The organism is Geodermatophilus sp. SYSU D00525 (assembly GCF_054050475.1).
The window spans coordinates 89,892-111,220 of record NZ_JBJGZK010000008.1; the positions used below are offsets into that span (position 1 = coordinate 89,892).

Consider the following 21,329-nt stretch of genomic DNA (forward strand, 5'->3'; position numbering starts at 1 on the left):
TCAGTCGTCGAGGCGGCCGTCGAGCGAGCCGCCCTCGTCGAAGAAGGGGCGGATGCGGTTGTCGAACATGCTCAGTGCCGAGCCGATCGCCATGTGCATGTCCAGGTACTTGTAGGTGCCCAGCCGGCCGCCGAACAGCACCCGCTTCTCCGCCGCCTCCTTCTTGGCCAGCTCGCGGTAGCGCTCCAGCTTCGCGCGGTCCTCGGGCGTGTTGATCGGGTAGTACGGCTCGTCGCCGGTCTGCGCGAAGCGCGAGTACTCGCGGACGACGACCGTCTTGTCGGCCGGGTAGTCCCGCTCGGGGTGGAAGTGCCGGAACTCGTGGATCCGGGTGAACGGCACGTCCTCGTCGGCGTAGTTCATGACCGAGGTGCCCTGGAAGTCGCCGATCGGCAGGACCTCGGTCTCGAAGTCCAGCGTGCGCCAGCCGAGCTCGCCGGCCTCGTAGTCGAAGTACTTGTCGATCGGGCCGGTGAAGACCGTCGGCACGTCGGCGGGCAGCTGGTCCCGGACGTCGAAGTAGTCCGTCGAGAGGCGCACCTCGATGTTCGGGTGGTCGGCCATCCTCTGCAGCCAGGCGGTGTAGCCGTCCTTCGGCAGGCCCTCGTACGTGTCGTTGAAGTACCGGTTGTCGAAGGTGTAGCGGACCGGCAGGCGGGCGATGACCGCGGCGGGCAGCTCGGTGGGGTCGGTCTGCCACTGCTTCTTGGTGTAGCCGCGGATGAACGCCTCGTACAGGGGGCGGCCGATCAGCGAGACCGCCTTCTCCTCGAGGTTCTGCGCGTCGGCGGTGTCGATCTCCCCGGCCTGCTCGGCGACGAGGGCGCGCGCCTCGGCGGGGGAGAAGCTCTTGCCGAAGTACTGGCAGATCGTGGCCAGGTTCATCGGCAGCGAGTAGGTCTGCCCCTGGTAGATCGAGTAGACCTTGTGCTGGTAACCGGTGAACTCGGTGAACTGGTTGACGTACTGCCAGACCCGCTCGTTGGACGTGTGGAACAGGTGCGCGCCGTACCGGTGGATCTCGATTCCGGTCTCGGGCTCGGGTTCGGAGTAGGCGTTGCCCCCGATGTGGTCGCGGCGGTCGAGGACGAGCACGCGCTTGTCCAACTGGCTGGCCACCCGCTCGGCGACGGTCAGACCGAAGAAGCCGGAGCCGACGACGACGAGGTCAGGTCTCGCTGAGGTCACGCCTGGCGACTGTACCGGCGGGGGCCCGGCGGCTCAGGCCGTCGACGGGGTCCGGCACGGCTTTTCGTGACGGGCCCGTCCCCCTCGTCCCACCGGTCACACGCGGCCGTCGCGCCCCGCGGCGCCCCGCGTCGGCCCGGGACCCGCCTCCTACAGTCGGTCCGTGCCCGGCTCCCCCGACGTCCTCCCGCTGCGCGTGGTGGCCGTCACCTACTCGCCCGGTGAGGCCCTCGAGGGCTTCGTCACCTCCCTGGCGGAGGCGACGGACCGTCCGGTCGAGGTGGTGCTCGCCGACAACGGGTCCACCGACGGCGTCCCGGAGCGGGTGGCCGCCGAGCACCCCTGCGTCCGGCTGCTGCGCACCGGGGGCAACGTCGGCTACGGCGCGGCGGTCAACGCCGGCCTGGCCGGGGCCCCCGGCCGGTACGCCCTGGTGGCCAACCCCGACGTCCGCTTCGAGCCGGGGTCGGTCGACGAGCTGCTCGCCGTCGCCGCCCGCTGGCCGCGCGCGGCCACCGTCGGCCCGGCGATCCGCACCCCCGAGGGCGAGCTCTACCCGTCGGCGCGCGAGCTGCCGCGGCTGTCCACCGGCGCCGGGCACGCGCTGCTGGGCTGGGCGTGGCCGGGCAACCCGTGGACCGCGCGCTACCGCCGCGAGCGCGAGGCGCCGCGCGAGCGCACCGCCGGGTGGCTGTCGGGCTCCTGCTTCCTCGTCGACCTCGAGGCCTTCCGGGCCGTGGGCGGCTTCGACCCCGGCTACTTCATGTACTTCGAGGACGTCGACCTCGGCGAGCGGCTCGGGCGCGCGGGCTGGCTGCACGTCTACGCGCCGAGCGCCGTCGTCGTCCACGAGGGCGGGCACGCCACCCGCCGCGAGCCGCACCGCATGCAGCGGGTGCACCACACCAGCGCGCTGCGCTACCTGTCCGGCCAGTACCCCGGCCCGCGCCACGCCCCGCTGCGGGCCGCGCTCCGGGTCGGCCTCGGTGGCCGGCTGCTCGTGTCCTACGTCAGCGGCCGGGTGGCCGCCGGGGCCCGCTTCCAGCGCCGCGCCGACGACGTCGGCCGGGGCCGCCGGGGAGGCGCGGCTTGAGGCACGCGGTGGTCATGGCCGGCGGGTCGGGCACGCGGCTGTGGCCGCTGTCGCGCGCCGCCCGGCCCAAGCAGCTGCTCGACGTCCTCCGGGACGGGGACGGCGGCGCGCACAGCCTGCTGGCCGAGGCCTTCGCCCGGCTGGAGACGGTGCTGCCGGCCGAGCGGATCTGGGTGTGCACCGCGGCCCGCTACGGCGACGGGGTGCGGGCGGCCCTGCCGCGGCTGCGGCCGGACCGGCTGGTGCTCGAACCCGTCGCCCGTGACACCGCCAACGCCGTCGGGCTGGCCGCCGCCCTGGTCGCGGAGGCCGACCCCGACGCCGAGCTCGCCGTCGTCAGCGCCGACCACGTGATCCGCCCGGTCGAGCGGTTCGCCGCCGCGCTCACCACCGCCTTCGACGCCCTGGCCGCGCGGCCCCGGGCGCTGGTCACCCTCGGCATCCGGCCGACCGCCCCGGCCACCGGCTTCGGCTACGTCCGCCGCGGCGCGGCCACCGAGGTGCCCGGCGTGGCCGAGGCCGCCGCGTTCAAGGAGAAGCCCGACCGCCACACCGCCGAGGCCTACCTGGCCTCGGGGGAGTACCTGTGGAACTCCGGCATGTTCGTCTGGCGGGCCCGCACCGTGCTCGACGCGCTGGCCGACCACCTGCCGGCGTCGGCGGAGGGGCTGGCGCGCATCGTGGCCGCGCCGGCCGGACCCGGGCGCGACGCCGTCCTCGCCGAGGTGTTCCCGACGCTGCCGAGGACCAGCGTCGACTACGCCGTCCTCGAGCCCGCGGCCACCGAGCCCGGCCGGGTGCTGGTCGCCGACCTCGACGTCGAGTGGCTCGACGTCGGCTCGTGGCCGGCGCTGGCGCAGACGCTGGCCACCGTCGACGGCAACGCCGTGGGCGGGCTCGCGGTGACCCTCGACAGCGCGGGCAACATCGTGTTCAGCGACGACCCGGAGCACCTCGTGGCACTGGTCGGGGTCCGCGACAGCGTCGTCGTGGCCACCGCCGACGTCACGATGGTCTGCCCGGTGTCCGACGCCGAGCGGGTCAAGCAGCTGCTGTCCGCCGTGGAGGACCGGCATGGCCGGCGCTTCAGCTAGCCCCTGGTCGGGCCCGGCCCCGGGCGTGGTGTGATGCCGGTCATGAAGAACCTCGACGTCGCAGCTGTCGTGTCCGGTGGGGCTTCCGGCCTCGGGGAGGCCACCTCCCGCGTACTCGCCGCGCGCGGTGCCGCGGTGACGATCCTCGACCTCAACGAGGAGCGCGGGAAGACGCTGGCCGACGAGCTCGGCGGGCACACGACCTTCGTCCGCACCGACGTCACCGACGAGTCCCAGGTGGCCGCGGCCATCGAGGACGCCACCGGCAAGGACCGGCCGCTGCGGATCGCGGTCAACTGCGCGGGCATCGGCTGGGCGCAGCGCACGGTCGGCAAGGGCAACACCCCGCACGACCTCGACCCGTTCCTGCGCACCGTGATGGTCAACCTGGTCGGCACGTTCAACGTGCTCCGGCTCGCCGCCGCCGCCATGGCCGCCACCGAGCCGGACGAGGACGGCGAGCGCGGCGTCGTCGTCAACACCGCCTCGATCGCGGCCTACGACGGCCAGATCGGCCAGGTCGCCTACAGCGCCTCCAAGGGCGGCATCGTCGGCATGACGCTGCCGGCCGCGCGCGACCTGTCCAGCGTCGGCGTGCGGGTGTGCACCATCGCCCCCGGCCTGGTCGACACCCCGCTGCTCGGCGGCCTCCCCGAGGAGGCCCGCACCGCGCTGGCCAACGGCATCCCGTTCCCCAAGCGGCTCGGCCGCCCGGACGACTTCGCCCAGCTCGCGCTCGCCATCGTCGAGCACGGCTACCTCAACGGCGAGGTCATCCGGATGGACGGCGCGCTGCGCATGGCCCCCCGCTGATCCCCCGGAGACCCGCGTGACCACCGCCCTGCCGGCCCCGACCCCGCCGGCACCCGCACCCCCGGCCGTCCTCGCCGGCGCCGACTTCACCGACTGCTGGCGGCCGGACTGGCGCTTCGACCTGGTGGCGGTGCTGCGCCCGCACCAGCGCAGCGCCGGGGACCCCGCGATGCAGTGGGACGGGGACGCCGTCTGGCGGACGACGACCACCCCGTGCGGGCCGGCCACGGTGCGGATCACGCACCGCGGCGGCGAGGTGCGGGTGCAGGCCTGGGGCCCGGGCGCGGAGTGGGCCGGCACGGCGGTGCCCGGCTGGCTCGGCGCGTTCGACGACTGCGCGGACTTCGACCCGGACTGCCACCCGCTGGTCCGCGAGATCGCGCGGCGCACGCCCGACCTGCGGCTGGGCCGCACCGGCCGGACGTGGGACGCGCTGGTCCCGGCGGTGCTGGAGCAGAAGGTCACCGTCGTCGAGGCGCACCGGGTGTGGCGGGCGCTGCTGCGGCTGGCCGGCGACCCCGCGCCCGGTCCCGCCCCCGAGGGCATGCGGGTGCTGCCCTCGCCGCGGCGGCTCCGGGAGGTCACCGACTGGGAGTGGCACCGCTGCGGCCTCGACGGCGCCCGCCGGCGGGCGCTGCTGCACGTGGCGTCCGTCGCCCACGCCCTCGAGCCGGACGACGACTGCGACTCGCCGACCCTGCAGCGCAGGCTGCGCACGGTGCCGGGCATCGGCGTGTGGACGGCGGCCGAGGTCGTCCAGCGCACGCACGGCTGCCCCGACACCGTCAGCTACGGCGACTACCACCTGAAGAACCTGGTCGGCTGGTCGCTGGCCGGCCGCAAGACCGACGACGACGGGATGATGGAACTGCTCGAGCCCTGGCGCGGGCACCGGCAGCGGGTGGTGCGGCTGCTGCACGTCGGCGGGAGCATGCCGCCCCGCCGCGGCCCGCGGATGGCACCCACCAACTACCGCCGGTTCTGACGGCGGCCGGCCCCGCCGAGGCCGAGTCGGCCCTCAGGGGCGCGGGTCGTCCAGGAGGCGCAGCAGGTAGTCGCCGTAGCCGCTCCTGCCCAGGGGCTCGGCGGCGCGGCGCAGGCCGTCGTCGTCGAGCCAGCCCTGCCGCCAGGCGACCTCCTCGATGCAGCCGATCTTGAGGCCCTGCCGCTCCTCGACCACCGAGACGAACTCCGTCGCCTGGCGCAACGAGGCGAAGGTCCCGGTGTCCAGCCAGGCGGTGCCCCGGTCGAGCACGGTGACCGTCAGCCGGCCCTGCCGCAGGTAGTGCTCGTTGACCGCGGTGATCTCGAGCTCGCCGCGGGCGCTGGGCCGGATGCCGCGCGCCACCTCGACCACCGACGACTCGTAGAAGTACAGCCCCGGCACGGCGTAGGAGCTCTGCGGCTTCACCGGCTTCTCCTCGATGGAGAGCACCGTGCCGCGGCCGTCGAACTCGACGACGCCGTAGTCCTGCGGGTTGGCCACGTGGTAGGCGAACACGTGCCCGCCGTCGGGCGCGGGCAGCCGTCCCAGCGCCGTCCCGAGGCCCGCGCCGTAGAAGATGTTGTCGCCCAGGACCAGCGCCACGGCCTCGTCACCGACGAAACCGGCGCCGATGAGGAAGGCCTGCGCCAGACCCTCCGGCTTCTCCTGCACGGCGTACTCGATCCGCATCCCGAGCCGGCTGCCGTCGCCGAGCAGCGCCCGGAACGCGGCCTGGTCCCCCGGGGTGGTGATCACCAGCACCTCGCGGACGCCGGCCATCATCAGCGTCGAGAGCGGGTAGTACACCATCGGCTTGTCGTAGACCGGCATGAGCTGCTTGCTCACCGCCTGGGTGATGGGGAACAGGCGGCTCCCCGTGCCTCCGGCCAGGATGATCCCCCGCATGACCGGCGACGCTATCGACTGCCCCGCGGTCAGGCCCGGGGGGAGCCCAGCCACAACCTCCCGACGAGTGACGACCCACCCGGCGTCCCGACCGGCTCCCACCGGGTCGCCCAGCCCTCGGCGTGCAGCTGGACGAGCACGGCCCCGATCAGCGCGCCCAGGTTGAGCGCGGCGGTGACCGTGGCGCGCTCGGGCAGGTGGACGTCGACCACGCCGTCGCCCTCGCCGCCGTGCCGCAGCACCACCGGGAACTCCGGCAGCGCGGCGCTGGCCACCCGGAACGCCTCGGCCACCGCCTCGCGGTCGCCGTCGCGGGGCACGAGCTCGGGGGCCGGGAGGCGGCTGGCGACCAGGTCGCGGCTGCCGTAGGGGAACAGGTCGCCGGGACCCAGCCGCACCAGCGGCCGGGTGCCGGCGTCCTCGGCCGGCACCGCGAACCGGAGCCCCCGGACGACGGCGACCGGCACACCCTCGAGCTTGCCCTTGACCAGGTCCGCGGCCGAGGCGACCTCGTCGACGACGGCCGTCTGGGTGGTCTCCAGCCGGTTGCCGTGCGCGTCGACCGCGCCGCGGTGGTCGGTGAGCGCCGCGATGCCCGCCGAGCCGACGGCGACGTCGGTCAGCCCCTCGCGCCAGGTCCGGCCGAAGGTGTCGCTGACGACCACGGCCACCTCGACGCCGAGCAGGTCGCGCAGCCGGACGCGCAGCCCGCGGGCGGAGGCGTCGGCGTCGGCGGGCAGCAGCACGAGCGAGTCGCCGGGCACGTTCGAGGCGTCGACCCCGGCGGCGGCGACCACCCAGCCGTGCCGGGTCTCGACGATCTTCAGCGGCCCGCGCCGGGCGACGACGCGGACGGTCTCCTCGTCGATCGCCCGCTGCCGGACCGCCTCCCGGTCGGCGCCCGGCGGCACCGGCACCACCCGGCCCTCCACCTTGGACACCACCTTGGAGGTCACGACGACGACGTCGCCGTCGGCCAGCCACGGCGCGGCGCCGGCGACCGCCCCCGCCAGGTCGTCGCCGGCGGTGAACTCCGGCAGCCCCCGGACGGGCAGCACCGAGAGAGCGCCGGGGATCGGGCCGCCTGCAGGGGCCCGACGCGAGCTCGCGAGCGGCGGGGGGCGTGAGGGTCCTTCCTCAGACACCCGCGGCGTCCAGCGCGGCCCGGGCCATCGCGGCCGTGGCCTCGGGCGAGCTCATGAGCAGCGGCACCGCGCGCACGTCGACGCCGGGCACCTCGGCGCGGTCCCCGGTGTGCACCAGCCAGGCGTCGAGCAGGCCGCCGTCGGACCGCGCGCCGTAGTGCCGCCCGACGCCCTCGGCGCTGACCTCCACGCCGAGCACCGGCAGACAGCGGTCGGCCATGCCGCGCACCACGTCGCCGCCGACGACGGGGGAGACCCCGACGACCCGGCCCGGGGTGGCGCGCAGCGCGTCGCGCAGGCCGGGCACGCCGAGGATCGTGCCGATCGACACCACCGGGTTCGACGGTGCCAGCACCACGGCGTCGGCGCGGGCCAGCGCCTCGACGACGCCCGGCGCCGGCCGGGCCTGCTCCGCCCCGACCTGGACGAAGGCGTGCGGCTCGAGCCCGGCGCGGTGGCGCACCCACCACTCCTGGAAGTGGATCGCGCTGCGCCGCCCGCTGGTGGGGTCGTCGACGACGACGTGCGTCTCGACCCGCTGGTCGCTCATCGGCAGCACGGTGACCCCGGGCTCCCACCGGTCGGCGAGCGCGGCGGTGACGTCCGAGAGCGGGTAGCCGGCGTCGAGCATCCGGGTGCGGACGAGGTGGGTGGCCAGGTCGCGGTCGCCGAGGCCGAACCAGGTGGGCTCGGCACCGTAGGCGGCCAGCTCCTCCTTGACCGTCCAGGACTCGCCGGCCCGGCCCCAGCCGCGCTCGGGGTCGATGCCGCCGCCGAGGGTGTAGACGACGGTGTCGAGGTCGGGGCAGATCCGCAGCCCGTGCATCGTCACGTCGTCGCCGGTGTTGACCACCGCGGTGATCGACGAGGGCGGTGCCACCTCCCGCAGTCCGGTCAGGAACCGGGCCCCGCCGACGCCTCCGGCGAGCACGACGATCTCCACGAAAGTCATCGTGCCCCATGGGCAGTTGTCCACTGTTCGACGGGCGTGTCGGGAACGTGGACGAGAAGTGACGAACGGCGTGTGACGCGTGTGGCCCGTGTGGTCAACCGCTTACACCGGGCGAAGTTGACGCTCGGGCAACGACACGCGTGTAATTCCCGCGGTGTGCGGCGCGGAGCAACCGCGTCCGGGACGAGAGCGAGAGGGGACGCATCGTCATGGCAGAGGTCTCGTGGCTGAGTGACTACATCGGCGGGTCGGAGCGGGGCTCCCGCAGCAGCGGGCCTGCCGACCAGGGCCTGATGGGGCTGCTCGGCATGGGCCTGTCCGACGACGTCCAGTCCTGGCAGGAGCGCGCGCTGTGCGCCGAGACCGACCCGGAGGCGTTCTTCCCCGAGAAGGGCGGTTCCACTCGCGAGGCGAAGAAGATCTGCACCGGCTGCGAGGTCAAGGCCGAGTGCCTGGAGTACGCGCTCGCCAACGACGAGCGGTTCGGCATCTGGGGCGGGCTCTCCGAGCGGGAGCGCCGCCGCCTGCGCCGCCGCGCCATCTGACGAAGGACCCCGTTCTCCCCACCACTCGCTCCGCTCGCGGCGGGCCCGGGACGGGGCCGCAGCCGCTCACCAGCCCCCGACGGCAGCCGCCGCCGGGGGCTGCTGCGTCCCGGTTGCGTCCCGGGGCCCGGACGGCGGTGTGGTCGGATGGCCCGGTGCGAGGCGCGGACAGGGACACCCGGACGGCGCTGGGCCGGGCCCGCGTGGTGCGCGAGGTCCGCGCCGCCGTCCCCCTCGCCCGCGACCTCGCCGCACCGGTCACCGCCGCAGCGCCCTGGCTGACGACCGTGCTGTCGGTGCAGTCGGCGCACCCGCGGCCGCGGCTGCTGCCCGCCGCGGTCGTCGTCGAGCCGCGCTGGTCGGGCCGGCCCGACGCGCTGGCCCTGCTCGCCCTGGCCACCGCCGGCCCGGTGGTCACCGCGACGCTGCTCGGCGACGGCCTCCCCGTGCCTGGCGGCCGCCCGCCCGCGCGGCTGCTGGCCCGCGACGACGACGCGGCCGGGCGCCTGGCCGCGGGCGTGCTGGGCCTGCTCACCGGGCTGCGCCGCCCCTGGCGGCTGCGGCTGGCCGGGCTGCCGCTGGGCGACCCGACCGTCCGGGCGCTGGCCCGGCTGCGCCCCGACGCCCGGGTCGCGACCTCCCGCAGCACGCTGCTCGTCGACGGGCTGGACGACGTCGCGCCGGGCCGGGTCGTGCGCAGCCGCGAGGCGCGCGACGTCGACCGCGCGCTGCCGGACCTGCTCGCCGCCGCGCCCGACGCGCGGGCCCGCGACCTCGTCCGCGCGGCCGCCCGGCTGCACGCCGCCCTCGGCCGGGTCGAGGTCGCCACGGTCGTCGACGGTGGGCGGCTGCGCGCGGGGCTGCTCACGCTGGTCGACGGCGCGGACCGGCTGCCGTGGTGGGGCCGCTCCGAGATCGGCGGGCTGGGTGCCGTGCGGGGCGCGCCGCTGGTCGGCGTCACGGTGGCCGGCCGCGGCCGGGTGCTGCGGCCGGTCCTGGACCGGGTGGCCCGGCTGGTCCCGGCGCTGCCGGTCAGCCGGCGACGCGGATCCGGCTGAGCGCCGGGTCGGGCAGCGACTCGGCCCGCTCGGTGCCGAGGAACAGCGTCCCGTCCGCCGGGGCCTCGCCGCCGTCGAGCCCGCCGGCCGGGGCCACGGTGACGCTCAGGTCGTAGACCCGGCCGGTGTAGGCCGGCGGCGTCGCGGTCGGCCGGGTGTAGGTGGGGAAGCGGCCGGCGAACCGCAGCGCGTCGCCGTCGCGGGTGACGGTCAGCGCCGGGGTGGGCAGGTCGGCGTACTCGGTGAGGACCGGCGTGCACCCGGCCGCCTCGGGGTCCCCGGGTGCGGTGGTGCCCAGGCAGTTCCAGGTGGGCAGCAGCACGTGGGCCAGCGCCGTCCCGTCGCTCCCGACGCTCACGCTCACCGACGGGTAGCCCACGGTGACGCCGACCGCACGCCGCTCGAGCACCAGCCCGCCCAGCGCCAGCCGGGCGGCGACGCCGTCGCCGCCGAGGGGCACCGACCGCGCGGCGAGCAGCCCCGCCCCGCGCTCGCCGGGCAGCGGGTCGGCGGGGACGGGCGGCAGCTCGGGCCGCGCCGTCGTGGGGGAGGCGGGCGGCGTGGACGGCCCGGGGGTGGCTGCCGGCGGTGCGCCGCCGGTCACCGGCGCGCCGGGGGAGCTGCCGAGCGCGACGCCCGCGAGGACGGCGACCAGCGCCAGGCCCGCGGCGGCCAGCGCGCCCACCGTGCGGGCGGACGGGTCGGGTCCCTGCGGTACCGCGGGCGCGGGGGCCTCGGCCGGCCGGGTCTCCGGGACCGGGGTGCCCGGCGGCGCCTCGAGGAACCCTGGCAGGTCGTCGACGGCCCAGTGCGGGCCGGGCGGCCGCTCCGGGGGCGGGGGCTCCTCCTCCCGCCGCGGCGGGGCCGGCGCCCCCCGCCTGCTCAGCGCCAGCCCCGTGACGACCGCCGCCAGGGCCACCAGGGCCACGCCGAGCACCACCCACGAGGCGAGCGGCGCGGCGGGGTCCATCCCCCCGAGCATCCCAGGGGCCCGCCCCGGTCGATCCCGTGCGGCACGCCGGAGTGCCTGACACGATCCCGGCGTGGCCGAGAACCCGGGAGTGACGTCGTCGGGGACGGCGTCGGGAGCCCGCGACCGGGTGGTCTCGCTGCTCGCCGAGCTGGGGGTGTCCGACCCGGTCCTCGGTGTCACCGACCTGTCCGCGCGGGTCGGCGTCGTGCAGGGCGTGCTCGCCGACCGGGTGCTCGACCTCGCCGTCACGGAGAGCGGCCGGGGCCGGCTGCAGGCCGAGCTGCGCGGTCGGCGGTGGGCCGAGGAGCGTCAGGTCGGGGTCCCCGAGGTGGTCGCCGCCGCCGACGACGGCCGGTGGCTGCTGTCCCGCCGCGTCCACCCCGGCCCCTCCGGTGGGCCGCGCTGGACCGCCGCCGCGGTCGAGGCGGCGGTGCGGATCGCGCCGCTGCCGGCGCCGGCCGGGCAGCCGTGGGAGCCGCCGGCCGGCCGGTCGCTGCGCCGCGCCCGGGCCACGGTCGAGGACGCGTCCCGGCTGGTGCGCGGCGGCGTGCGGCTGGGCGAGCTGCGGGCGGTGCGCGCGGCCGCCGCGCAGCTGCCGCTGTCCGAGGTCGCGCACGGCGACCTGCGTGCCGCCAACGTCGTCGTCGACTCCGGCGGTCCCGACGAGGACGGACGGCTGGTGGTCCTCGAGTGGTCCGGCGTCCGGCCCGCGGCCCGCCACCGCGACCTGCTGACGCTGTGGGCCACCACGCCCGACGCGCAGGACCGCGCGCAGGTCGGGGAGGTGGTGCTCTCCCGGACCGCCGGCTGGGAGGAGCCCGACGTCGGCCTGCTGTGGCACGCCGTCGCCCTCGAGCAGCTGGTGGCGCGGCTGACCCGCGCCGACCGGGGCGACGGCCTGGACGTCGCCTTCGCCCGCGCCCGCCTCGACGAGGCCCGTGCGATGGCCGCCGAGCTGGGCAGCCCGGTGGCGACGTGAGGGAACGGCCCGCTCGCAGGAGCCCGCGGCGAGCCTGCGAGCCGTGGGGGGCGAGGGGGTCCTCCTCTCAGCCGGTGGGGTCGATCTCCTCCGGGTCGCGGCCGAGCAGCACCGCCACCTGGTCGACGACGACGTCGCGCACGAGGTCGGCGAGGTCGTCGTGGTCGTGCGCGCGGATCTCCAGCGGCCGCCGGTAGACGACGATCCGCGCCGGCACCTCGCGCCCGTCCTCGCGGTGCGCCGGCAGCACCCGGGCGAGCGGCACCGTGCCGTCGTCGAGGACGTCGGGGTCGAGCACCACCTCGTCGGGGCTGGTGTGGTCGACCCAGGGCACGTCCTCGACGGCGAACTCCACGCCGGCCAGCTCCCGCTCCCAGCGGCGCTCGAGGTCCTCGACCGCGTCGAGCACCAGGTCGTCGAACTGCTCGGCGCGGCTGCGGGCGAGGGGGACCTCGTCGGGGACGAGGCGGCCCCGCAGGCCCCGGCCGTGCCGGTCGCGGCGGGACCGGGCGGGCCGGGAGCGGTCGGGACGGACGGGTCGGCTCATGGCGGGGCGAGCGTACGGCGCATCGCGGGACCGGGGCAGCGGGACGCCGCCGTGGCCCCCGGTGACGGGGCGCGCGGGGACGTCGGGTTGGATGGGAACGGAGGGGCGCCGGTCCGGTGTGCCTGTCGCCGACTCCGCGGGTACGCGGCTACTGTGCCCAGCGTGAGGAACCGGTGGTGAGGCAGTCACGTCGCTGCAGTCGCAGCGGCTGCGCGCAACCGGCGGCGGCGACACTGACCTACGTCTACGCCGAGTCGACCGCTGTCGTCGGTCCGTTGGCCACGTTCTCCGAGCCGCACAGCTACGACCTCTGCGAGTTCCACGCCGAGCGGCTGACCGTGCCGCGCGGCTGGGAGGTCGTCCGGCACGAGATCGACGTCGAGGACTCCGGCCCGACCGGGGACGACCTGCTCGCCCTGGCCGACGCCGTCCGCGAGGCGGCCCGCCCCGAGCCGCCGCGCGCCCCGGCCGACGACGGCCGCGGCACCCGTCGCGGCCACCTGCGCGTCCTCCCCGACCTCGACTGAACCGCCGCCCTCCGGCGGCCGGTCCCCGCGCCCGCCGATAGGGTCGGCCGGACCGGGGGACACGCCCGGCCAGTCCAGGCGAGGGTGGGCAGTGACGGACCTGTCGGCGATCATCAAGGCCTACGACGTCCGGGGCGTGGTCCCCGACCAGTGGGACGAGGACGTCGCGCGGCGCATCGGCGCTGCCTTCGCGGAGTTCGTCACCACCGAGAGCGGCGCCACCGCCGTCGTCACCGCCCACGACATGCGCCCGTCCTCGGTGCCGCTGTCCCGGGCCTTCGCCGAGGGCGTCCTCTCCCGCGGCGTCGACGTCCTCGAGGCGGGCCTGGGCTCCACCGACCTGCTCTACTTCGCCGCCGGCTCGCTGGACGTGCCCGGCGCGATGTTCACCGCCAGCCACAACCCGGCGCAGTACAACGGCATCAAGCTCTGCCGCGCCGGGGCCGCGCCGGTGGGGCAGGAGTCCGGGCTGGCCACGATCCGCGAGTGGGCCGAGCGCGACTCCTACGACCGCGTGCCCGACCGCGTCGCCGAGGTGGGGCGTCGGGACCTGCTGCCCGACTACGCCGCCCACCTGCGCGGACTGGTCGACCTGTCGGGGAGCCGCCCGCTGAAGGTTGTCGTCGACGCCGGCAACGGCATGGGCGGGCACACCGTCCCCGTCGTGCTGGCCGGCCTGCCGCTCGACGTCGTCCCGCTGTACTTCGAGCTCGACGGCACCTTCCCGAACCACGAGGCCAACCCGCTGGAGCCGGCCAACCTGGTCGACCTGCAGGAGGCGGTCCGCCGCGAGGGCGCCGACGTCGGCCTGGCCTTCGACGGCGACGCCGACCGGGTGTTCGTCGTCGACGAGCGCGGCGAGCCGGTGAGCCCCTCGGCGATCACCGCGCTGGTCGCCGTCCGGGAGCTGGCCAAGGGCCGGGGGACGACGGTCATCCACAACCTGATCACGTCGCGGGCGGTGCCCGAGATCGTCCGCGAGCACGGTGGTGCCCCGGTGCGGACGCGGGTGGGGCACTCGTTCGTCAAGGCCGAGATGGCCCGCACCGACGCCGTCTTCGGCGGCGAGCACTCCGCGCACTACTACTTCCGCGACTTCTGGCGCGCCGACACCGGGATGCTCGCGGCGATGCACGTGCTGGCCGCGCTCGGCGAGCAGAGCCGGCCGCTGTCGGAGCTGACCGCCGCCTACAGCCGCTACGCCGCCTCCGGCGAGATCAACTCCACCGTGGCCGACGCCGCGGAGCGGACGAAGGTGGTCCGGGAGGCGTTCGAGGCCGACGGCGCGACGGTCGACGAGCTCGACGGGCTGACCGTCGACCTGCCCGACGGCTCGTGGTTCAACCTGCGGGCCAGCAACACCGAGCCGCTGCTGCGGCTCAACGTCGAGGCGCCCGACCGGGCGCGGATGGAACAGCTCAGGGACCGGGTGCTGGGGATGGTGCGCGCATGACGCAGGGGACGACACAGGGACCGCTGGGACTGGACCCGCTGCTGCTGGAGGTCCTCGCCTGCCCGGACACCCACCACAGCCCGCTGACCGTCGACGAGGCGGCCGGCGAGCTGGTGTGCCCGACGTGCGACCGGGCCTTCCCCGTCCGGGACGGCATCCCGGTGCTGCTGCTCGACGAGGCACGGATCCGCGGCGGGGGGACGGCGGGCCGATGACCTCGCCCGAGCTGGCCGAGGAGGTCCTCGACGACCTCGACGTGCTGCGCGCCCGCGACCCGCGCGGCCTGCTGCCGGCCGTGGCCGGCGCCGGGGCGCAGGTGCGGGAGACCGCCCGGCTGACCGAGGAGGCCGGGCTGGGCCGGGTCACCGAGGGCGGCCGCCCCCGCGGGCTGGTGATCGTCGCCCGGCGCGAGGGGGCGGTGGCGGCGTCGGTGCTGCGGGCGCTGCTCGGCCCGGCCAGCCCGGTCACCGTCGACGTCGTCCCCGGCCCGGACCTGCCCGTGTGGACCGGCCCGACCGACATCGCCGTCGTCGCCACCCGCACCGGCGCCGGCCGCTACGCGGTGACCCCGGCCTACGAGGCGGCCCGGCGCGGGGTGACCCTGCTGGGCATCGGCGCCGACGACGCCCCGCTGCGGGCGGCCTGCTCGACCGCGCGGATGCCCTACGTGCCGCTGCCGCGCTCACGGGTCCGGCACACCACCCTGTGGTCGCTGCTCACCCCGCTGCTGCGCCTGGCCACCGACCTCGGCCTGCTGCGGCCCGAGGCCGCCGACCCCGAGGCGATCGCCGCCGCCCTCGACGAGGTCGCCGCCGAGTGCGGCCCCGCGCGCGAGTCGTTCACCAACCCGGCCAAGACCCTCGCCCTCGAGCTGCTCGACGCGTTCCCGGTCATCGCCGCCGAGGGGCCCCTGGCCGGCACCGCGGCCGCCCGCTTCGCCGACCAGCTGGCCACCCTCGCCGGCCTGCCGACCAGCGGGTTCCGGCTACCCGACCAGCGCGTCGCCGCCTGCGCGGTGCTCGGCGGGCCGCTGGCGCCGCGCGACGTCGACGACTTCTTCCGCGACCGCGCCGAGGACACCGGCCGCCGGCTGCGGCTGCTCACCATCCGCGACACCGACGCCGCCGACCACGACGGCGCCGGCGAGCGCGAGCCCCGCTCGGCGCACGAGGCGATGAGCGAGGTGCTGCGCACCGCGGCGGCCAACAACGTGCCGGTCAGCGGGCTGGCCGAGCACGGCGAGCCCGAGCGCCACGGCCGGCTGCCCCGCCTGGCGCGGCAGATGGCGGTGGCCGACTTCACCGCCGTCTACCTCGCGCTGGCCCTGGACCAGGAGCGGGCGCTGCAGCGCTGAGACCGGATCGTCCGGTGTCCGGGCGGCCGGTCCGGGGTACCGGATCGCGATCGACCGTGAGCGCACCCGACTGCTGACCGACTGGAAGGACCTCCCGTGGCCGGTGGACTCGTAGCCCTGTTCGACGACGTGGCACTGCTGGCACGCGCCGCGGCCGCCTCCGTGGACGACGTCGGGGCCGCCGCCGCCAAGGCCGGCGTCAAGGCCGCGGGCGTCGTCGTCGACGACACCGCGGTGACACCGCAGTACGTGCAGGGCATCGCCGCCGAGCGCGAGATCCCGATCGTCAAGCGCATCGCGATCGGGTCGCTGCGCAACAAGCTGCTGATCATCCTGCCCGCGATCCTGCTGCTCAGCGAGTTCCTGCCGTGGCTGCTCACGCCGATCCTCATGCTCGGCGGCGCCTACCTCTGCTACGAGGGCACCGAGAAGATCTGGCACCGGCTGCGCGGCCACTCCGCCGCGCACGGCGACGCCGAGGGGCAGCCGCCGGACGAGAACACCCTCGTACGCGGCGCCGTCCGCACCGACCTCATCCTCTCGGCCGAGATCATGGTCATCTCGCTGAACGAGGTGGCGAGCGAGGGCTTCTGGTCGCGGCTGGCCATCCTCGCCGTCGTCGGCGTGGCGATCACCGTCCTCGTCTACGGCGTCGTCGCGCTCATCGTGAAGATGGACGACGCCGGTCTGCGGCTGTCCCGGTCGGAGAAGAAGGGCGTGGCCGGGTTCGGCCGCGGGCTGGTCAAGGGCATGCCGCGGCTGCTCGCCGGGCTCACCGTCGTCGGGACCGCCGCGATGCTGTGGGTCGGCGGGCACATCCTGCTGGTGGGCAGCGACGAGCTCGGGCTGCACGCCGTCTACGGCGCGGTGCACCACCTGGAGGAGGCGGCGCACGAGGCCACCGGCCCCCTGGGCGGGGTCGTGGGGTGGCTGGTCAACACGTTCGCCAGCGCCCTCGTCGGCCTGGTCGTCGGCGCGGTGGTCGTCGCCGTCGTGACGCTGCTGTTCCACCGGAAGAAGGAGCCGGCCGCCGGGCACTGAGCGCCGGCGCCCGTCCGGGGAGGACGGCGGGGCCGGAGGCCCGGACAGGCGGGTCGGGCCGCACTAGCCTCCCCGGGTGATGTGGCAGATGACCAGCGCGGTGCGGCACTACCCGTGGGGGAGCCGCACCGTCATCCCCGAACTGCTGGGCGAGACCGTCCCGGCCGAGCAGCCGTACGCGGAGCTCTGGATGGGCGGGCACCCCGACCAGCCCAGCCTGCTGTCGGACGGCACGCCGCTGGACGCGGCGATCGCCGCGCACCCCGACGCCCTGCTCGGCCCCGCGGTGCACGAGCGCTTCGGCCCGCGGCTGCCGTTCCTCATGAAGGTGCTGGCCGCCGACAGCCCGCTGTCGCTGCAGGCCCACCCGACCATGGCGCAGGCCCGGGCCGGCTTCGCCGCGGAGGAGGCCGCCGGGATCCCGAAGGACGACCCGACCCGCACCTTCAAGGACCCCTGGCACAAACCCGAGCTGCTGCTCGCGCTGACCACCTTCGAGGCGCTGTGCGGCTTCCGGCCGGTCGAGGAGTCGCTGCACTGCCTGGCCAAGCTGCAGCTGCCCGAGCTCAAGCCGACCATCGCGGCGCTGGCCCGCGGCGGGCTGCAGGCGGCGATCCCGCAGCTGCTGGCGCTGTCCTGCAAGCGGCGCACGCACCTGGTGGACGTCGTCTCGCACAAGGCGGCCGAGTTCGTCGCCGCCCACGACCCGGAGTTCATCAACACCTACCGCTGGGCCACGACCCTGGCCGAGAAGTACCCCGGCGACTCCGGCGTCGTCATCTCGCTGATGTGCAACCACCTCAAGCTCGCCCCCGGTGAGGCGGTCTTCCTGCCGGCCGGCAACCTGCACGCCTACCTGTCCGGAGCCGGCGTCGAGGTCATGGCCAGCTCGGACAACGTGCTGCGCGGCGGCCTGACGAACAAGCACGTCGACCTCGCGGCGCTCATCGAGGTGCTCGACTTCTCCGACGGCAAGGTCCCGGTGCTGCACCCGGTGCTCGGTCCCGGCGGCCTGCGCTACCCGGTGCCGGTCGACGACTTCGACCTCACCCGCTGCCAGCTCGACGAGCTGGCCGGCTCCCTGAGCACCCGCGGCCCCCAGGTCCTGCTGTGCACCGAGGGGGAGGCGGTCCTCGAGTCCGCGGACGGCGAGGTCCGGCTGACCCGGGGCCGGTCGGCGTTCGTGCCGGCCGGCTCCCCGGTCACCGCCCGCGGCCCCGCGGTCCTCTACCGGGCCACCACGAACCTGCGCTGACGGGGCGCGTGTCGCGGCCGCCGGCGGCGCGGCCGCGGACGTAGCGTCGGTCGTGCCCGTCCGACCGGCCCGGCTGCGCCCCGCCCCGCTGCGGGCGGCGCTGGCGCTGGCCCTGGCGGCCGCGCTGGGGTCCGGGTGCACCGCCCTGCTCGGCGACCCGCCCGCCGTCCCGTCCGCCGGCAGCGCCCTCGAGGCGCTGGACTCCGTCGAGGTCCGCGGCCGCGCGCCGCAGACCGGCTACTCCCGCGAGCGGTTCGGCGACGGCTGGGTCGACACCGACCACGACGGCTGCGACACCCGCAACGACGTCCTGGCCCGCGACCTCACCGGCGAGCGCTTCGAGCCGGGCACCCGCGACTGCGTCGTCGTCAGCGGCACCCTCGCCGACCCGTACTCCGGCCGCACCATCGCGTTCCGCCGCGGCGAGGGGACCAGCGAGGCGGTGCAGATCGACCACGTGGTGGCGCTGTCCGACGCCTGGCAGAAGGGCGCCCAGCAGTGGGACGCCGCCCGGCGCACCGAGTTCGCCAACGACCCGCTCAACCTGCTCGCCGTCGACGGCCCGCTCAACCAGGCCAAGGGCGACTCCGACGCCGCCACCTGGCTGCCGCCGGCCCGGTCCTACCGGTGCGCGTACGTCGCCCGGCAGGTCGCGGTGAAGGTCGCCTACGGGCTGTGGATGACCCGCGCCGAGCGGGACGCCGTCGCCGGCGTGCTGGACTCCTGCCCGGACGAGCCGCTGCCCGGGCGCGGGCCGCTCCCGGGCCGGGAGCCGGAGAGCACGCCGCCGGCGCCGGCCACGCCCTATCCCGACTGCGCCGCGGTGCGCGCCGCGGGCGCCGCGCCCATCCGCGAGGGCGACCCGGGCTGGAACCCGTCCCTGGACGGCGACGGCGACGGCGTCGGCTGCGAGGGCTGAGCCCGCCGCGTCCGCTGCGTTAGGCTGGACGACGGCACGAGCCCCGCCGAAGCCTCGGCATGCTCGCTCACCTCAGCGACCCCGAGTCCCCGCCGCACCCGGTGGGGGCCTCGACCCTGGAGCGACATGACCGCCTCTACCGGCACCCGCACGCTGTCCGACGGCGACTTCAAGGTCGCCGACCTCTCCCTGGCGCCGTTCGGCCGCAAGGAGATCCAGCTCGCCGAGCACGAGATGCCCGGCCTCATGGCGCTGCGCGCCGAGTACGGCGACGAGCAGCCGCTGGCCGGCGCCCGCATCGCCGGCTCCCTGCACATGACCGTGCAGACCGCCGTCCTCATCGAGACCCTCGTCGCGCTCGGCGCCGACGTCCGCTGGGTCTCCTGCAACATCTTCTCCACCCAGGACCACGCCGCCGCCGCGATCGTCGTCGGCCCCGAGGGCACCGCCGAGCAGCCCGCCGGCGTCCCGGTCTTCGCCTGGAAGGGCGAGACGCTCGAGGACTACTGGTGGTGCACCCAGCGGCTGTTCGAGTTCCGCGACGAGAGCGGCGCCGTCGTCGGCCCGAACATGCTCCTCGACGACGGCGGCGACGCCACCCTGCTGGTGCACCTCGGCACCCGCTTCGAGGCCGAGGGCGCCGTCCCCGACACCACGGAGGCCGACTCCGAGGAGTACGGCGTCATCCTCGCCGCGCTGCGCGAGAGCCTGGCCACCGACGCTGGCTACTGGACCCGCATCGGCCAGGGCATCAAGGGGGTCACCGAGGAGACCACCACCGGCGTCATGCGGCTGTACGAGCTGGCCCGCGACGGCCGGCTGCTGTTCCCGGCGATCAACGTCAACGACTCGGTCACCAAGAGCAAGTTCGACAACCTCTACGGCTGCCGGCACTCCCTCATCGACGGCATCAACCGCGCCACCGACGTCATGATCGGCGGCAAGGTGGCCGTGGTCTGCGGCTACGGCGACGTCGGCAAGGGCTGCGCGGAGTCGCTGCGCGGCCAGGGCGCCCGGGTCATCGTCACCGAGATCGACCCGATCAACGCCCTGCAGGCGGCGATGCACGGCTACGAGGTGACCACGCTCGACGAGGTCATCGGCAAGGCCGACATCATCATCACCGCCACCGGCAACCGCGACATCATCACCGCCGAGCAGCTCGGGCAGACCAAGCACCAGGCGATCGTCGGCAACATCGGCCACTTCGACAACGAGATCGACATGGCCGGCCTCGCCCGCACCCCGGGCATCGAGCGGACGCAGATCAAGCCGCAGGTCGACGAGTGGCGGTTCGCCGACGGCCACACGATCATCGTGCTCTCCGAGGGCCGGCTGCTGAACCTGGGCAACGCCACCGGGCACCCCAGCTTCGTCATGAGCGCCTCGTTCTCCAACCAGGTGCTCGCCCAGATCGAGCTGTGGGGCAACCGCGCCGCCTACGAGGGCCGGACCCCCGGGGTCACCGTGCTGCCCAAGAAGCTCGACGAGCACGTGGCCCGCCTCCACCTCGACGCGCTCGGCGTGAAGCTCACCGAGCTCACCAAGGTGCAGGCCGACTACATCGGCGTGCCGGTCGAGGGCCCGTTCAAGAGCGAGCACTACCGCTACTGAGGAAGGACCCCCTCGCCCCCACCGCTCGCTCCGCTCGCGGTGGGCCCCTGCGAGGGGGCCGTTCCAGCACCTCGCCTCGCCCTGCGGGCAGGGATCCGTGGGACGGATGGTGGCGCCGGACCGGTGATTCGGTCCGGCGTCACCGTTATCCGGCCGTGACGTCGCAGAATGGTCACGTGCCTCCGACCGCAGCGAACACCGGGCCCAGTCGCGGCCGTGTCCTGGTCGTCGACGACGACGCCGCCCTCGCCGAGATGCTCGGCATCGTCCTGCGGCGCGAGGGCTACGACCCCGCCTTCGTCTCCGACGGCAACCGGGCGCTGTCGGTCTTCCAGCAGACCCGGCCCGACATCGTCCTGCTCGACCTCATGCTGCCCGGCCGCAACGGCCTGCAGATCGCCCAGGACATCCGCAGCCAGTCGACCGTCCCGATCGTCATGCTCACCGCCAAGGGCGACACCATCGACGTCGTCCAGGGGCTCGAGGCCGGCGCCGACGACTACGTCACCAAGCCGTTCAAGCCCGTCGAGCTCGTCGCCCGGGTGCGCGCCCAGCTGCGCCGCGGCGAGACCGGCCAGGCCGAGACGCTGTCCATCGGCGACGTGCACATCGACGTCCCCGCCCACCAGGTCACCCGGGACGGCGCGCCGATCCCGCTGACCCCGCTGGAGTTCGACCTGCTGGTCGCCCTGGCCCGCAAGCCGCGCCAGGTGTTCACCCGCGAGCTGCTGCTCGAGCAGGTGTGGGGCTACCGGCACGCCGCCGACACCCGGCTGGTCAACGTCCACGTGCAGCGGCTGCGCGCCAAGATCGAGCGCGACCCGGAGAAGCCGGAGATCGTCCTGACCGTCCGCGGCGTCGGCTACAAGGCCGGCCCCCCGTGATCCC

22 protein-coding genes are annotated in these 21,329 nt (G+C 75.6%); 16 read left to right on the top strand and 6 right to left on the bottom strand.

The annotated features are described in order from the left end of the window. Positions 1–1,188: a UDP-galactopyranose mutase gene (gene glf / locus ACI796_RS09215; protein ID WP_456940929.1), complete on the bottom strand. Its 1,188-nt coding sequence runs from the start codon at positions 1,186–1,188 to the stop codon at positions 1–3. A gap of 163 nt (positions 1,189–1,351) precedes the next feature. Here glf and ACI796_RS09220 point away from each other — a divergent pair, with 163 nt between their 5' ends. Genes ACI796_RS09220 through ACI796_RS09235 form a run of 4 tightly spaced genes read left to right on the top strand, consistent with a single transcriptional unit; the run spans position 1,352 to position 5,173 of the window. Then, positions 1,352–2,281, top strand: a complete 930-nt coding sequence (locus ACI796_RS09220; RefSeq protein ID WP_456940930.1) for a glycosyltransferase family 2 protein — start codon at positions 1,352–1,354, stop codon at positions 2,279–2,281. Continuing rightward, complete coding sequence (locus tag ACI796_RS09225) at positions 2,278–3,375, top strand: mannose-1-phosphate guanylyltransferase (protein WP_456940931.1); 1,098 nt, start codon at positions 2,278–2,280, stop codon at positions 3,373–3,375. The genes ACI796_RS09220 and ACI796_RS09225 overlap by 4 nt, the downstream gene beginning before the upstream one ends. A 42-nt stretch (positions 3,376–3,417) precedes the next feature. Continuing rightward, positions 3,418–4,188, top strand: a complete 771-nt coding sequence (locus tag ACI796_RS09230) for an SDR family NAD(P)-dependent oxidoreductase (RefSeq protein ID WP_456940932.1) — start codon at positions 3,418–3,420, stop codon at positions 4,186–4,188. Between the two features lie 16 nt (positions 4,189–4,204). Further along, positions 4,205–5,173 (top strand): DNA-3-methyladenine glycosylase family protein, encoded by a 969-nt coding sequence (locus ACI796_RS09235; protein ID WP_456940933.1) that lies wholly within the window; start codon positions 4,205–4,207, stop codon positions 5,171–5,173. A 33-nt stretch (positions 5,174–5,206) separates the two neighbouring features. On the opposite strand, the gene rfbA is transcribed toward ACI796_RS09235, so the two are convergent. The 3 genes from rfbA to cofD all read right to left on the bottom strand — a co-directional run bounded on the left by rfbA (position 5,207) and on the right by cofD (position 8,167). Then, on the bottom strand, positions 5,207–6,079 hold the full coding sequence (gene rfbA, locus ACI796_RS09240) for a glucose-1-phosphate thymidylyltransferase RfbA (RefSeq protein WP_456940934.1): 873 nt from the start codon (positions 6,077–6,079) through the stop codon (positions 5,207–5,209). Between the two features lie 29 nt (positions 6,080–6,108). After that, complete coding sequence (locus ACI796_RS09245; RefSeq protein ID WP_456940935.1) at positions 6,109–7,137, bottom strand: coenzyme F420-0:L-glutamate ligase; 1,029 nt, start codon at positions 7,135–7,137, stop codon at positions 6,109–6,111. Positions 7,138–7,216: 79 nt separating this feature from the next. Then, positions 7,217–8,167 carry a 2-phospho-L-lactate transferase gene (cofD, locus tag ACI796_RS09250; RefSeq protein WP_456940936.1) on the bottom strand — a complete coding sequence of 317 codons (951 nt, stop codon included), beginning with the start codon at positions 8,165–8,167 and terminating at the stop codon, positions 7,217–7,219. 302 nt (positions 8,168–8,469) lie between these two features. Here cofD and ACI796_RS09255 point away from each other — a divergent pair, with 302 nt between their 5' ends. After that, positions 8,470–8,721 carry a WhiB family transcriptional regulator gene (locus tag ACI796_RS09255; RefSeq protein WP_456929453.1) on the top strand — a complete coding sequence of 84 codons (252 nt, stop codon included), beginning with the start codon at positions 8,470–8,472 and terminating at the stop codon, positions 8,719–8,721. 155 nt (positions 8,722–8,876) lie between these two features. Then, positions 8,877–9,779, top strand: a complete 903-nt coding sequence (locus ACI796_RS09260; RefSeq protein ID WP_456940937.1) for a hypothetical protein — start codon at positions 8,877–8,879, stop codon at positions 9,777–9,779. Here the strand turns inward: ACI796_RS09260 and ACI796_RS09265 are convergent. After that, a complete protein-coding gene (locus ACI796_RS09265; protein WP_456940938.1) occupies positions 9,754–10,749 on the bottom strand; it encodes a hypothetical protein in 996 nt (331 codons plus the stop codon). The genes ACI796_RS09260 and ACI796_RS09265 overlap by 26 nt on opposite strands. Positions 10,750–10,822: 73 nt before the next feature. Here ACI796_RS09265 and ACI796_RS09270 point away from each other — a divergent pair, with 73 nt between their 5' ends. Further along, entirely contained in the window at positions 10,823–11,731 is a 909-nt protein-coding gene (locus ACI796_RS09270; RefSeq protein ID WP_456940939.1) for a hypothetical protein, read from the top strand. A gap of 67 nt (positions 11,732–11,798) precedes the next feature. Here ACI796_RS09270 and ACI796_RS09275 read toward each other — a convergent pair whose 3' ends face one another. Next, complete coding sequence (locus tag ACI796_RS09275) at positions 11,799–12,278, bottom strand: metallopeptidase family protein (RefSeq protein WP_456940940.1); 480 nt, start codon at positions 12,276–12,278, stop codon at positions 11,799–11,801. 176 nt (positions 12,279–12,454) lie between these two features. Here ACI796_RS09275 and ACI796_RS09280 point away from each other — a divergent pair, with 176 nt between their 5' ends. The 9 genes from ACI796_RS09280 to mtrA all read left to right on the top strand — a co-directional run bounded on the left by ACI796_RS09280 (position 12,455) and on the right by mtrA (position 21,325). Continuing rightward, entirely contained in the window at positions 12,455–12,805 is a 351-nt protein-coding gene (locus ACI796_RS09280; RefSeq protein WP_089402638.1) for a DUF3499 domain-containing protein, read from the top strand. Between the two features lie 91 nt (positions 12,806–12,896). Continuing rightward, positions 12,897–14,258: a phosphomannomutase/phosphoglucomutase gene (locus tag ACI796_RS09285; RefSeq protein ID WP_456940941.1), complete on the top strand. Its 1,362-nt coding sequence runs from the start codon at positions 12,897–12,899 to the stop codon at positions 14,256–14,258. After that, positions 14,255–14,473 (top strand): Trm112 family protein, encoded by a 219-nt coding sequence (locus tag ACI796_RS09290; protein ID WP_456940942.1) that lies wholly within the window; start codon positions 14,255–14,257, stop codon positions 14,471–14,473. The genes ACI796_RS09285 and ACI796_RS09290 overlap by 4 nt, the downstream gene beginning before the upstream one ends. After that, complete coding sequence (locus tag ACI796_RS09295) at positions 14,470–15,612, top strand: SIS domain-containing protein (protein WP_456940943.1); 1,143 nt, start codon at positions 14,470–14,472, stop codon at positions 15,610–15,612. The genes ACI796_RS09290 and ACI796_RS09295 overlap by 4 nt, the downstream gene beginning before the upstream one ends. A gap of 96 nt (positions 15,613–15,708) precedes the next feature. Continuing rightward, positions 15,709–16,653, top strand: a complete 945-nt coding sequence (locus ACI796_RS09300; protein ID WP_456940944.1) for a DUF808 domain-containing protein — start codon at positions 15,709–15,711, stop codon at positions 16,651–16,653. Between the two features lie 79 nt (positions 16,654–16,732). Further along, a complete protein-coding gene (manA, locus tag ACI796_RS09305) occupies positions 16,733–17,908 on the top strand; it encodes a mannose-6-phosphate isomerase, class I (protein WP_456941007.1) in 1,176 nt (391 codons plus the stop codon). Positions 17,909–17,960: 52 nt separating this feature from the next. Continuing rightward, a complete protein-coding gene (locus ACI796_RS09310; RefSeq protein ID WP_456940945.1) occupies positions 17,961–18,827 on the top strand; it encodes a GmrSD restriction endonuclease domain-containing protein in 867 nt (288 codons plus the stop codon). Positions 18,828–18,953: 126 nt separating this feature from the next. After that, positions 18,954–20,441 carry an adenosylhomocysteinase gene (gene ahcY, locus ACI796_RS09315; protein ID WP_456940946.1) on the top strand — a complete coding sequence of 496 codons (1,488 nt, stop codon included), beginning with the start codon at positions 18,954–18,956 and terminating at the stop codon, positions 20,439–20,441. A gap of 176 nt (positions 20,442–20,617) precedes the next feature. Further along, positions 20,618–21,325: an MtrAB system response regulator MtrA gene (gene mtrA / locus ACI796_RS09320; RefSeq protein ID WP_456940947.1), complete on the top strand. Its 708-nt coding sequence runs from the start codon at positions 20,618–20,620 to the stop codon at positions 21,323–21,325. The last annotated feature ends 4 nt before the right edge of the window (positions 21,326–21,329 follow it).

Bases quoted from the DNA above. Each gene is read 5' to 3' on its own strand.
- manA (WP_456941007.1), top strand. From the start codon at position 16,733: ATGTGGCAGATGACCAGCGCGGTGCGGCACTACCCGTGGGGGAGCCGC.
- ACI796_RS09255 (WP_456929453.1), top strand. From the start codon at position 8,470: ATGGGGCTGCTCGGCATGGGCCTGTCCGACGACGTCCAGTCCTGGCAG.
- ACI796_RS09295 (WP_456940943.1), top strand. From the start codon at position 14,470: ATGACCTCGCCCGAGCTGGCCGAGGAGGTCCTCGACGACCTCGACGTG.
- ACI796_RS09290 (WP_456940942.1), top strand. From the start codon at position 14,255: ATGACGCAGGGGACGACACAGGGACCGCTGGGACTGGACCCGCTGCTG.
- rfbA (WP_456940934.1), bottom strand. From the start codon at position 6,079: ATGCGGGGGATCATCCTGGCCGGAGGCACGGGGAGCCGCCTGTTCCCC.
- ACI796_RS09265 (WP_456940938.1), bottom strand. From the start codon at position 10,749: ATGGACCCCGCCGCGCCGCTCGCCTCGTGGGTGGTGCTCGGCGTGGCC.
- ACI796_RS09275 (WP_456940940.1), bottom strand. From the start codon at position 12,278: ATGAGCCGACCCGTCCGTCCCGACCGCTCCCGGCCCGCCCGGTCCCGC.
- ahcY (WP_456940946.1), top strand. From the start codon at position 18,954: ATGACCGCCTCTACCGGCACCCGCACGCTGTCCGACGGCGACTTCAAG.
- ACI796_RS09230 (WP_456940932.1), top strand. From the start codon at position 3,418: ATGAAGAACCTCGACGTCGCAGCTGTCGTGTCCGGTGGGGCTTCCGGC.